This is a genomic window from Streptosporangium sp. G11, assembly GCF_051192615.1.
In the GTDB taxonomy this organism is placed as follows: domain Bacteria; phylum Actinomycetota; class Actinomycetes; order Streptosporangiales; family Streptosporangiaceae; genus Streptosporangium.
In genome coordinates, this window is sequence record NZ_JBPJUQ010000004.1 from 38,306 (window position 1) to 50,594 (window position 12,289).

The following is a 12,289-nucleotide window of genomic DNA, read 5'->3' on the forward strand; positions in this document are numbered from 1 at the left end:
GGAGGCGGGTGCGTTATCGTGTGAGCCTGCAAGGCGTTGATGGGGACAGCAACCTCCGCACCCCCTCGCACGAGCGACCCGGGGACGGTGCGAGCCCGGGGCGAGGCGCGAAGGCACGATCACCCCGGAGCCGCCGGAAGAACGGCCGCGACGACCCGCCAGAGGCCCGCGGCGGCCCAGTAGACCCGGCAGCAGACCAAAGGAAGAGGGCCTCGCGCGCGAGGCCAAGGAGGGTGGTACCGCGGGGCCCGACGGCCTCGTCCCTCCACGCCACAGCCGGTTCCAGCGTGGAGGTCCAGCCCATTATGTCCGCCTATTTCCGTTCTCTTCCCGCGCAGGTCGATCTTCCCGCGCTCGAGCACGAGGTGCTCGACCGCTGGCGGGACGGCAAGATCTTCGAGCGCTCGGTCGAGCAGAACGCCGGCGGCCCCAACTGGGTCTTCTACGAGGGTCCGCCCACCGCCAACGGCATGCCCGGCGTCCACCACGTCGAGGCCCGCGTCTTCAAGGACCTCTTCCCCCGCTACAAGTCCATGCGGGGCTTCAACGTCCCCCGCAAGGCGGGCTGGGACTGCCACGGGCTGCCCGTCGAGGTCGCCGTCGAGAAGTCCCTCGGGCTCTCCGGCAAGAAGGAGATCGAGGCGTACGGCATCGCCGAGTTCAACGACAGGTGCCGCGAGTCCGTGCTGAAGCACGTGGACGCCTTCGAGGAGATGACCGAGCGGATGGGCTACTGGATCGACCTGTCCCAGGCCTACCGCACGATGGACCCGGCCTACGTGGAGTCCGTCTGGTGGTCGCTCAAGGTCATCTTCGACAAGGACCTCCTGACCCGCGACTTCCGCATCACCCCGTACTGCCCCCGCTGCGGCACCGGCCTGTCCGACCACGAGCTGGGCCAGCCGGGCGGCTACGAGACCGTCACCAGCCCGTCGGTCTACGTGCGCATGCCCGCGACCTCGGGACCGCTGGCCGACCTCGGCGCCTCGCTGCTGATCTGGACCACCACGCCGTGGACCCTGGTCTCCAACACCGCCGTGGCCGTCCACCCCGACGTGACCTACGTCGCGGCGCGCCCCGCCGGGTCCGACGAGGTCCTGGTGGTGGCCGAGCCGCTGCTGGTCTCCGCGCTGGGCGAGGGCACCGAGGTGCTGGCCTCCTTCCAGGGCGCCGACCTGGAGCACACCACCTACACGCGGCCCTTCGAGCTGGTCGACATCCCCGGCGCGCACTACGTGGTGCTCGGCTACTACGTCACCACCGAGGACGGCACCGGCCTGGTCCACCAGGCGCCCGCCTTCGGCGCCGACGACATGACGACCTGCAAGCGGTACGGGCTGCCCGTGGTCAACCCGATCGGCCCCGACGGCCGGTTCCTCGACGGCGTGCCCCAGGTCGGCGGCCAGTTCTTCAAGGACGCCGACGAGGGGCTCACGGCCGACCTGCGCGAGCGCGGCCTGCTCTACCGCGGCAGCCACTTCGAGCACAGCTACCCGCACTGCTGGCGCTGCCACACCGCGCTGCTCTACTACGCCCTCCCCGCCTGGTACATCCGCACCACCGCGATCAAGGACCAGCTCCTCGCCGAGAACGAGAAGACCAGCTGGTACCCCGAGACGATCAAGTGGGGCCGGTTCGGCGAGTGGCTGCGCAACAACGTCGACTGGTCGCTGTCGCGCTCGCGCTACTGGGGCACCCCTCTGCCCCTGTGGGTCTGCACGGCCGACGAGTCACACGTCACCTGCGTCGGCTCGCTGGACGAGCTGGGCCGCCTGTCCGGCCAGGACGTCTCCGCGCTCGACCCGCACCGCCCCTACGTGGACGACGTCACGCTGCCCTGCCCCACCTGCGGCAACGAGGCGCGCCGGGTGCCCGACGTGATCGACGCCTGGTACGACTCCGGCTCGATGCCGTTCGCCCAGTGGGGTGCCCCGTACCTGAACGAGGAGATGCTCGAGAAGGCCTACCCCGCCCAGTTCATCTGCGAGGCCACCGACCAGACCCGCGGCTGGTTCTACTCGCTGATGGCGGTCGGCACGCTCGTCTTCGGCAGGTCCTCGTACGAGAACGTGCTCTGCCTCGGCCTGATCCTGGCCGAGGACGGCCGCAAGATGAGCAAGCACCTGGGCAACGTGCTCAAGCCGATGCCGCTGATGGACCAGCACGGCGCCGACGCGCTGCGCTGGTACATGGCCTGCTCCGGCTCGCCGTGGGCGGCCCGCAGGGTGGGACACGGCGCCCTGGAGGAGATCGTCCGCAAGGTCCTGCTCACCTACTGGAACACCACGTCGTTCTTCACCCTGTACGCCAACACCGAGTCCTGGTCCCCGTCCCGGCTCGCCGAGGCGCCCGCCTACGACGAGCGCCCGCTGATCGACCGCTGGGCCCTCGCCGAGCTGCACCGGACCGTGACCGAGGTCACCGCGTCGCTGGACGTCTTCGACACCGCCCGCGTCGGGCGGCGCCTCGCCGAGTTCCTCGACGACCTGTCCAACTGGTACGTGCGCCGCTCCCGGCGCCGTTTCTGGACCGGTGACCCCGCGGCGTTCGCCACGCTGTACGAGTGCCTGGAGACCGTCACCCGGCTGATGGCGCCGGTGGTGCCGTTCACCACCGACTACGTCTGGGACGTGCTCCGCGACACCTCCGCCCCCTCCTCGGTCCACCTGGCCGCCTGGCCCGAGGTCAACGGCGAGCTGCTGGACCCGGAGCTGTCCGAGCGGATGGCGCTGGTCCGCCGCCTGGTGGAGCTGGGCCGCTCGGCCCGCGCCTCCAGCGGGGTCAAGACCCGCCAGCCGCTCGGCCGCGCCCTGGTCGGCGCCCCCGGCTGGGCCGCGCTCCCTCCGGAGCTGCGCGAGCTGATCGCCGAGGAGCTCAACGTGAAGGACCTGGAGGACCTGTCCGGGATCGGGGCGGACCTGGTGTCCTTCACCGTCAAGCCCAACTTCCGGGCGCTGGGCAAGCGGTTCGGCTCGCAGACCAAGCTGGTCGCCTCGGCCGTCACCGCCGCCGACCCCGCCGGGCTCGCCCGTGCGCTCCGTGCCGGCGAGCCGGTGTCGGTGGACGCGGGAGAGCTGGGCACCGTGGAGCTCGGCGCCGACGACGTGATCGTCACCGAGCAGCCGAGGTCCGGCTGGGCGGTGGAGGCCGGGGCCGGTGAGACGGTCGCCCTCGACCTGACCATCACCGACGAGCTGCGCCGCTCGGGCCTGATCCGCGACGTCATCCGCCTGCTCCAGGACACCCGCAAGTCCACCGGCCTGTCGATCACCGACCGGATCGACGTGTGGTGGTCCACCGGCGACGCCGACCTGGCCGAGGCCCTGCGGAGCCAGGGGCAGGCCGTGGCCGACGAGGTCCTCGCCGTCTCCCTCACCGAGGGCGGCGCCGACGACCTCCCCGCCCACAGCGACGCCGAGCTGGGCCTGACCTTCCAGCTCCGCCGCACGACGGCGACGGTCTGAACGATCCGGCCGGTCTGAACGGACTCGCGACATCGAACGCGGCCGGGGTTTCCGGGGATGACATCCCCGGAAACCCCGGCCGTCCTGGTTCACGCGGTTCGCGGCGGGCAGCGCGCCAGCCGGGCCCGATGCCGGGCGGTGAGACCGGCCCGGTGCCGGATCAGCTCACGTACGGCGGTCGTTCCGGCAGATCGGGCAGTCGGTCAGACCGGCCTTCTCCGCCTCGGCCCGGGACACGGTCTCGATGCCGCTACCGCCCGCGCTGGCGCCCTTGACGAGGGGGCAGTCGGCGTCGTGGAAACGGCGGGTGCCGGCGATGGTCGTGACCGTCTCGCCGTCCGCCTCCTGTCCCTGAGCCGCGGGACGCGTCCCGTCCTTGATCGCGGGGATGCCACCGGGAGAGGTGTCGTCACCGCGGTCGTCGGGGGCGTCGGTGCCGTCACGGCCGTCTCGGTCGTCTCGGGAGGGAGCGTCGGCGGGCGTCCCGGTCACGACGGCTTCGGGCTTCACGGCCGGAGCCTTGAGCGTCGCGGTGGCCGGGGCGGGTTTCGCGGAGGTGGAGTCGGCCGCTACCTGCGGCCCGGCGCGCCCGGGTGCGGTCTCGGCCGGCTCCACCGGCTTGGGGGTGTCGCCCTCGGCGGGGGCCTCTCGCCCGGACCCCGAGGGCTCCGGGGAGGTGTCCCGCCCGGCGGTCGCGGTCTCCGCTTCCGCGGAGGCCTTCCCGCCGGACGCGGCCTCGATGTGGGCCTTTCCACCGGCGGACCCGGCCTTCGCGGGGCCGGCCGTGGCGGACCCCGCCTCGGCCGGGCCGCTCTTGGCGGGCTCGGCCTTCGCGGGCCTGGGGTTGGCGGGTCTGGTGGGCTCGGCCTCGGCGGGCTCGGGCGCCTCGGCCCGGCTCGAGGAGCTCGCGGAGGCGGCCGTGACGGACGCTCCGGAGGAGCCCGAGGTGGCGGAGCCCGAAGCGGTGGACGCGGCCTTCGCGGACTCGGCCCTCACCGGCTCGGGCTTGGCGGGGGCGTCCGCGGATCCGGCGGGGGCCGCCGAGGTCTTCTGCCCGGCCGCCTGTGACGCCTGCCCGGCCGCGTCGCGGCTGAACCAGCTGGTGGCCTCGGACGCGGCGTGCGGGATCTCGGGGATCTTCGGCAGCTGGATCCCGGCCGGGCGGGCCGGCTGCTCCGCCGGGCGGGCCGGAGGGCTCGCGGACTCCTGGGGCCGCGCCTGCGGCTCGGGAGACTGGATGTAGGGCCGGGCGACCGAGACGACGGGCTCCTGCGGGGAGCGCTGGGCCTCCTGGCGGGACGCGGCGCTCTCGCGCCTGGCCTCGGAGGCTTCCGGCCTGCCGGGGGCGCTGTCACGTCCGGTGACCGGGGCCGCCGGGGGTTCGGCCTTGGCCCGTGAGGCCTCGAACCGGGCCTGCGGGGACTCGGCCCCGGGCCGCTGGTGTTCGGGCCGCTGGGTTTCTGGCCGCTGAGGTTCGGACCTCTGGGATCCGGGTCGCGAGGACTCGGGCCGCGGGGACTCGGACCTCTGAGGTTCGGACCGCGTTCCTGGGGCCTGCCGGCCGCCGGACGGGGCCGTGGGCTGCACGGGCTGGTACGGGGCGGTGAAGCGGGCGGTGGCCTCGTGGGCGCCCGGCTCGCGAGCACCGGCGGTGGGACCGGACTCGCGGGAGACGGTCAGGGACTCGTCGGGCCTGCGTACCCCGGGCGGGGTCTCCCGCGTCTGGGGCCCGGAGGCGGGGTCCGCGGGCAGGCACGTGGTGCAGGGCGTGAAGCCCTCCTCCCGCGCCTCCTCGTAGGTGAGCTCCTCATGATCCCTGCCGGCCAGCTGGCGGCATCCCGCGACGTGGTAGCGCTTGCGGCCGGGGATGACCAGCACGATCGCCTCGGGGTCCAGGGCACCCCGCCTCGCCGCGGCGGCGGTGGCCGGCCCGGCCACCGGGCCGCGTCGCGGCTGGGTCGGGGCGGCGGGCGCCTGCTGCATCCCGTGCCGCACCACCATCTGCTGTGGCGCGGAGGGCCGGCCCGGCGTCTGGTTCGGCACGCCGTGCGGCGCGGCGAGTGGCCCGGCCGGCATCGGTCCCTTCGGGGGGAGGGGCTGAGAGGCCCCGGCGTCCCCGCCGGGGAACAACTCGTGGCGGCGCAGCAGCGCCCCGATCACCAGGAAGACTGCGGACAGCACGCTGACCGCGATCGACCACATGACCAGAAATGGCTTGGCCAGCACGAACCCCGCGATGAGCAGGACGATCGCCGTGAGTACCAAACCGGCGCTGATAAGGATCACAGAGAGACTCCCGGATACGGGTCAAGGGGATGACCCGACACCTTAGCGGCGGTCGTTGTGAGGACCGTCAACGCCCTGGAAGGCGCCGGAATGCTGCGAGGGATCGCCGCCGAACGGGTTGGGCGCGCTCTGGAGGGTCGGCTGACCGCCCTGAGCCACCGCGTGGGACATGGCCGGAGGCCCGCTCACGATCGGGAACCCGCCGCTGCCGTCGGCAGCCACGTTCAGCTCGGCGAGCTGGTTCTCCAGGTACAGCTTCAGGCGGCTGCGATACTCGCGCTCGAAGCTGCGCAGCTCCTCGACCTTGCGCTCAAGCTCGTCGCGGGTCTGCACCAGGGAGCCCATGGCCTGACGGTGCCGCTCCTGCGCGTCGCGCTCCAGCGTCTCCGCCCGGGCACGCGCGTCACCGATGACCTGCTCGGCCTGGCGACGTGCCTTGCCGAGGATGTCGTCGGCCTCGCGGCGCGCCCGGGTCACCGTCTCGTCCGCCTCCCGGCGGGCGTCGGCGATGGCCTGGTCGGCGGTCTGCTGCGCGAGGGCGAGCACGCGGGCCGCGGTGTCCATGTTGTCCTCGGCCGGAGGCATTCCCATTCCGACGGGAACGGGCTGCTGATGCTGCACCGGCTCGGGAGCTCGCATCGGCTCCGGCTGCTGCATCATCATCTCGGGCTTGGGCTCGGCGATGGGGGCCGGCGCCATGGCCATGCCCATACCGCCGGGCACCTTGCCCCGCAGGCACTCCGCCAGCTTGGCGCGGAGCTCCTCGTTCTCCTGAATGAGACGGTCCAACTCGGACTCGACCTCATCGAGGAAGGCGTCTACCTCTTCCTCGTCGTAACCCGGCCTGAGTCGGGTCGTACTAAATTGCTTGTTCCGCACATCGGCGGGCGTCAGCGGCATTTCGGTCTCCTTGGCGCGCTTGGAGTCTGTCCGGGGGGACGGTACCCGATCAACGAAGCGCGGACACGAGTTGGATCAAGACCAAGACCACAATGAACAGCACTGTGAAGCTTAGGTCAAAGGCCACCGTACCCAACCGGAGTGGTGGAATGAAACGGCGGAGGAACTTGAGAGGTGGGTCGGTCACCGTGTATACGGCTTCCGCCAGCACCAGGACGATGCCGGTGGGGCGCCATTGACGTGCGAACGCCTGCACCGTCTCGAAGATCATTCTGCCGATCAGCAGGACGAGATAGATGGACAGGATGAAGACCAAGATCCCGCTAACGATCCCCACGGTCCGTACCCGCCTCCACTCCGCTCTGCCGTCCTCTGTCCCGTCGGGACCTGTCGGGCCGGTCACTGTTCATGGTGGAACTCTAGCTCTGGTTGAAGAATCCGCGTTCCGCGATTCGGGCCTTGTCCTCGGCGGTCACCTCGACATTGGCTGGGGACAACAGGAACACCTTGTTGGTAACACGTTCGATGCTGCCGTGTAGGCCAAAGACCAGACCTGCCGCGAAATCGACGAGACGCTTGGCGTCGCTGTCAACCATCTCGGTCAGATTCATGATGACCGGGGTGCCGTCGCGGAAGTGCTCACCGATGGTCCGCGCCTCGTTGTACGTACGAGGGTGGAGGGTGGTGATGCGCGCCAGATCGGTCGTACGGCGCTCCAGGAGGGCCGTCGCGGGCCTCGGAGCGGGCACGCCCGGGTCGGTGTCGTCCTGGAGGTCGTGGACCGTGCCAGGGCGTTCGTCGCCCTCGCGGCGCGCCTCGTCGAACTCTTCGTACTCGTCGTCTGGGTAGCTGTCGTATCTCTCGTAACGGTCGTCCTCAACAAGACCGAGGTAGACCGCCATCTTGCGCATCGCGCCGGCCATCGCTACTTCTTCCTCCGTCTTACTTCAGATGTGCCCGAGGGGCCAGCCCGACCGCCTTGAGCTCACCACCGTTCGACCGCTGTCCGGATACGCGGACGCCAAGGTCCACTTGAAGGGACATTACCTGACGAAGGGCTTCCTGCGACCGAGCAACGCCGTACCAACACGCAGGTGTGTCGCGCCGTTGGCGATAGCCTGGGATATGTCCCCACTCATTCCCGCCGAGATGACACCGGCGCCCGGATGAGCCTTCTGGACCGACCGCGCGATCTCCCTCAGCCTCGCGAACGCCCTGCCGGGTTCCTCCCCCAGCGGCGCGACCGCCATCACCCCGCCCAGCTCAAGCCCTCCGGCGGCGGCCACGGCGTCCGCCAGGGCCTCCACCTCCTCGGGACGCGCGCCCCCTCGCGCGAGATCGCCGTCGAGCGCGACCTGCACCAGGCAGGTGAGGAGGCGTCCCGCACCGAGCGCCTCCCGGCTGAGCGCGGCGACCAGGCGCGGGCGGTCGACCGAGTGGACGACGTCGGCGTATCCGGCCACCGAGCGGACCTTGTTGGTCTGCAGCTGGCCGATGAAGTGCCAGCGAAGGCCGAGACCGGCGCACTCGCGTGCCTTGACCGAGGCTTCCTGGTCGCGGTTCTCCCCGACGTCGGTGATCCCGAGTTCGGCCAGGAACCGGACGTCGGAGGCGGGGTAGGTCTTGCTCACCGCGATGAGCGTCAGCTCCTCGCGGTGACGGCTGGCGGCCCGGCAGGCTTGGGCGATCTCCGCCTCGACCCGGGCCAGCCCGGCCGCTATCTCATCACGTCGTGTTGTTTCCGTCACATCTCCGCCGCTCGGACACTGGCAAACCGGCGGAACCCATTCTTCCCGGCACGGCCGGGCGGTCCGTCGCCGCCCCCACCGTGAGAGATGTCACTTCAGGAAGTCGGGGACGTCCAGCTCCTCTTCCTGCTCCTCGAAGATCACCGGCCGGCGCCTGGCCGGGTCGGTGGCCCTGGCGGAGATCGGCGTCGGCTGCGAGGGCTCGGGAGCCGGGCGCGGGATCGACAGCGGAGGGGAGTGCGGCTCCTCCACGCGGTGCGGCTCGGCGTGCTCCCCCGAAGGCTGCGCCTGCTGGACCGGGTAGATCTGCTGCGGCTGGGAGGTCGGCTCCGCCTGCGCGGACTGCGGGGCGGCGACCGGCCGTACCGGCGGGGGCGGCGCGTGCTCCACCCTGGGCTCGGGGCGGGGCTCGGCCTTGACCGTGGGCGCCAGCGGACGGACCGGGGAGGCCGCCGAGGGCGGGGCCGGACGCGAGACGGACTGGGGACGCGCGGCCGGCTGCGGGAGCGGCTTGGGCTCGGGAGCGGGCTCGTCGAACCCGGCCGCGATCACCGTGACGCGCACCTCGTCGCCGAGGGCGTCGTCGATGACCGTACCGAAGATGATGTTGGCGTCCGGCGCGGCGGCGGTGGAGACGAGCTGGGCCGCCTCGTTGATCTCGAACAGGCCGAGGTCGGAGCCGCCGGCGATCGACAGCAGCACGCCGTGCGCGCCGTCGATGCTGGCCTCCAGCAGCGGGCTGGAGACGGCCATCTCGGCCGCCGCGACCGAGCGGTCGTCGCCGCGGGCGTGGCCGATGCCCATCAGGGCGGAGCCCGCCCCGGACATGACCGACTTCACGTCGGCGAAGTCGAGGTTGATCAGGCCGGGCGTGGTGATCAGGTCGGTGATGCCCTGGACACCGGAGAGCAGCACCTGGTCGGCCGCCTTGAAGGCGTCCAGCACGCTCACCTGCCGGTCGGAGATCGACAGCAGCCGGTCGTTCGGGATCACTATGAGGGTGTCGACCTCCTCGCGGAGGGTCTCGATGCCGGCGTCGGCCTGCATCGCCCTGCGCCGTCCCTCGAAGCTGAAGGGCCGGGTCACGACACCGATGGTCAGCGCGCCCAGCGTACGGGCGATGTTGGCCACCACCGGGGCGCCGCCCGTGCCCGTGCCGCCGCCCTCTCCCGCCGTGACGAAAACCATGTCGGCCCCCTTGAGGACCTCCTCGATCTCCTCGCGGTGGTCCTCGGCCGCCTTGCGCCCGACTTCGGGGTTGGCTCCCGCGCCGAGGCCGCGGGTGAGTTCGCGCCCGACGTCGAGCTTGACGTCGGCGTCACTCATCAGCAGCGCCTGGGCGTCGGTATTGATGGCGATGAACTCGACGCCCTTGAGTCCCTCCTCGATCATCCGGTTGACGGCGTTGACTCCGCCTCCGCCGATTCCTACAACCTTGATGACCGCGAGGTAGTTCTGCGGTGCTGCCACGACGAGGGGCCTTTCCGCTCGTTGACTTGCAATTTCATGCGGCACGGGGCCCGTGCCGTCGTTTCCAAAACCCTCACCCTCAAGTTGAGATTTAGCTTTATGTCAACCTGAGGAGTGATACGGACAGTAGGAGTTGCGCTCCTGGCGGGTCAACTAACCGCGCCGCAAGCGCGTCCAGCGTGTCGCGGGCCGTCCTTTTCCGGGAACGCCCGCCATCCGATGAGATCACTTAACCGTCACGACGTCAGGCGAACTGACGTCATAGGTGTCGGCCGGACGCTTGAGCAGCGTAACAAGGATCCGCGCCTTGTCGGCGGGGCGATCACCGCCGCCCCACACGATCGCGCGGCCGTCCTTGAGGCGCAGCGAGACCGTCTCCGCCGACGGCGCGAGCACCTCCGCGACCTTGCGGGCGAGATTCTCCGGCAGCGCGGTGATGACGGTGAGCGCCGCCACGGTCGCCGGATCCGCCGGGCCTGGCCGGGCCACCCGCAGCACGGGCAGCGCCGGGGGCGCGACGTCCTTGACCTCGGTGACCATCCCGTGGCGGTCCATCAGCGCGGACCTCTCGCCGACCGGCACCACCGCCACCGGCTCGCGCTCCACGACCTCGACGCGCAGGGTGCCCGGCCAGGCGCGGCTGACCGTCACCGACTCGACCTGCGGGATCCTGCCGATCCTGCCCTCGACCTCGGCCACGTCGACGGTGGCGAGGGGCTTGCCCGCGGCCACCTCCGCCACCCGCCGGATCTGCTCGGTCGACAGGCCCGCGTTGCCCGCCACCTGGATCTCCCGCACCCCGAGCACCGGGGAGAAGAACACCAGCCACGCGGCGATGCCCACCACCCCCACGGTGAGCAGGGCCAGGAAGGCCGACCGCCACACCCCGTTCATCGCCACTCCCCCTCCGGCGACCCGCGCCCGCTGGCGTGGGTCACCGCGCGGCCAGCTCCGCCACGATCCTGGGGCCCAGCTCCGTCACGTCGCCCGCTCCCATGGTCAGGACGATGTCGCCGGGCCTGGCCCGGCCCGCCACCAGGGCGGGCACGCTGTCGCGGTGGGGGGCGTAGGCCACCTGCTCCGCGGGCAGCGGGACCTTTCCCGCCACCAGCGCCCCCGACACCCCGGGCTCGGGGTCCTCGCGGGCTCCGTAGACGTCCAGGACGATGGCCTCGTCGGCCAGCCCGAGCGCGGTGCCGAACTCGTCGGCGAAGAACCTCGTCCGCGAGTACAGGTGCGGCTGGAAGACCGCGATGACCCTGCCGTCGCCCGAGAAGGACGCCACCACGTCACGCGCCGCGCGCAGGTCGGCGGCCAGCTCGGTCGGGTGGTGGGCGTAGCTGTCGAAGACCGCCACCCCGCCCGCCTCGCCCTTGGCCTCGAAACGGCGCTTGGCACCGGTGAAGGCCGCCAGGCCGTCGCGGATCTCGTCGAAGGAGACGCCCAGCTCCCCCGCCACGGCGATGGCGGAGGCGGCGTTGAGCGCGTTGTGGCGGCCGGGCACCGAGAGCCTGACCTCCCCGTGCCCCACGATCGTGAAGGTGATGCCCAGCCCCTCGGGGACGATCCCGCTCACCCGCAGATCGGCGTCCTCCGCCTCACCGTACGTGATCACCTTCAGGCCGCGGGCGCGGGCGATGGGGATCAGCGCGGCGGAGCCGGGGTCGTCGGCGCAGACGACCATGGTGTCGGTGACACGCTCGACGAACCGGGCGAAGCTGTCGTGGACCGCGCGCGGGTCGCCGTAGTTGTCGAGGTGGTCGGGCTCGACGTTGGTCACCACGGCGATGTCGGGGGCCAGCATCAGGAAGGAGCCGTCGCTCTCGTCGGCCTCGGCGACGAACACCTCGCCCGAGCCCTCGTCGGCGCCCAGGCCCGTCGTCACCAGCTGCCCGCCCACGCAGTACGAGGGGTCGGCGCCGCACTTCTGCAGCGCCACGGTGAGCATCGAGGTCGTGGTGGTCTTGCCGTGGGTGCCGGCCAGCGCGACACCGGTCTTGCCCGCCATGACGGAGGCGAGCGCCGCGGCCCTGGGGATGACCCGCAGGCCCTGGCGGAGCGCCTCGCCCAGCTCGGGGTTGGAGTCGCGGATCGCGGTGGAGACCACCACGGTGTCGACGTGCTTGACGTGCGAGGCGGCGTGGCCGATGTGGACCCTGGCCCCCAGCTCCCGCAGCTCGGTCACCATCTCCGAGCCTCGCGCGTCGCTGCCGGAGACCGGCACGCCCCGCTTGAGCAGGATACGCGCGATCCCGGACATCCCGGAACCGCCGATCCCGATGAAGTGGACCCGTCCCAGGTCGCCGGCCGCGACCGGATCCACCAGCTTGACCAGGCTCATCGGCCGCTCACCCCTCCTCGTTCGCCGCGCGGGCGCGTCCGCTCCGCGTCAGGTCCTCGTCCGTCTCCGGCGGCCTCACG

The 12,289-nt window shown here is 71.7% G+C and carries 9 protein-coding genes; 1 reads left to right on the top strand and 8 read right to left on the bottom strand.

The window, feature by feature from the left end; all coding sequences use genetic code 11:
* The first annotated feature begins 305 nt into the window (after nt 1-305).
* Nucleotides 306-3,464 (top strand): isoleucine--tRNA ligase, encoded by a 3,159-nt coding sequence (ileS, locus tag ACSDR0_RS05505; protein WP_435287634.1) that lies wholly within the window; start codon nt 306-308, stop codon nt 3,462-3,464.
* 165 nt (nt 3,465-3,629) lie between these two features.
* Here the strand turns inward: ileS and ACSDR0_RS05510 are convergent, their stop codons facing one another.
* The 8 genes from ACSDR0_RS05510 to murC form a co-directional block, all read right to left on the bottom strand.
* On the bottom strand, nt 3,630-5,750 hold the full coding sequence (locus ACSDR0_RS05510) for a hypothetical protein (protein ID WP_435287635.1): 2,121 nt from the start codon (nt 5,748-5,750) through the stop codon (nt 3,630-3,632).
* 42 nt (nt 5,751-5,792) lie between these two features.
* On the bottom strand, nt 5,793-6,650 hold the full coding sequence (locus ACSDR0_RS05515; RefSeq protein WP_435287636.1) for a DivIVA domain-containing protein: 858 nt from the start codon (nt 6,648-6,650) through the stop codon (nt 5,793-5,795).
* Nucleotides 6,651-6,699: 49 nt separating this feature from the next.
* A complete protein-coding gene (locus ACSDR0_RS05520; protein ID WP_435287637.1) occupies nt 6,700-6,987 on the bottom strand; it encodes a YggT family protein in 288 nt (95 codons plus the stop codon).
* Nucleotides 6,988-7,069: 82 nt separating this feature from the next.
* Nucleotides 7,070-7,573: a cell division protein SepF gene (locus ACSDR0_RS05525; protein ID WP_435287638.1), complete on the bottom strand. Its 504-nt coding sequence runs from the start codon at nt 7,571-7,573 to the stop codon at nt 7,070-7,072.
* Nucleotides 7,574-7,693: 120 nt separating this feature from the next.
* Nucleotides 7,694-8,398, bottom strand: a complete 705-nt coding sequence (locus ACSDR0_RS05530; protein WP_435287639.1) for a YggS family pyridoxal phosphate-dependent enzyme — start codon at nt 8,396-8,398, stop codon at nt 7,694-7,696.
* A gap of 90 nt (nt 8,399-8,488) precedes the next feature.
* A complete protein-coding gene (gene ftsZ / locus ACSDR0_RS05535; protein ID WP_435287640.1) occupies nt 8,489-9,868 on the bottom strand; it encodes a cell division protein FtsZ in 1,380 nt (459 codons plus the stop codon).
* Between the two features lie 225 nt (nt 9,869-10,093).
* On the bottom strand, nt 10,094-10,762 hold the full coding sequence (locus tag ACSDR0_RS05540; RefSeq protein ID WP_435287641.1) for a cell division protein FtsQ/DivIB: 669 nt from the start codon (nt 10,760-10,762) through the stop codon (nt 10,094-10,096).
* Nucleotides 10,763-10,802: 40 nt separating this feature from the next.
* Nucleotides 10,803-12,209, bottom strand: a complete 1,407-nt coding sequence (gene murC / locus ACSDR0_RS05545) for a UDP-N-acetylmuramate--L-alanine ligase (protein ID WP_435287642.1) — start codon at nt 12,207-12,209, stop codon at nt 10,803-10,805.
* Between the last annotated feature and the right edge of the window lie 80 nt (nt 12,210-12,289).

Bases quoted from the DNA above. Each gene is read 5' to 3' on its own strand.
- ACSDR0_RS05525 (WP_435287638.1), bottom strand. From the start codon at position 7,573: ATGGCCGGCGCGATGCGCAAGATGGCGGTCTACCTCGGTCTTGTTGAG.
- ACSDR0_RS05540 (WP_435287641.1), bottom strand. From the start codon at position 10,762: ATGAACGGGGTGTGGCGGTCGGCCTTCCTGGCCCTGCTCACCGTGGGG.
- ACSDR0_RS05515 (WP_435287636.1), bottom strand. From the start codon at position 6,650: ATGCCGCTGACGCCCGCCGATGTGCGGAACAAGCAATTTAGTACGACC.
- ileS (WP_435287634.1), top strand. From the start codon at position 306: ATGTCCGCCTATTTCCGTTCTCTTCCCGCGCAGGTCGATCTTCCCGCG.
- murC (WP_435287642.1), bottom strand. From the start codon at position 12,209: ATGAGCCTGGTCAAGCTGGTGGATCCGGTCGCGGCCGGCGACCTGGGA.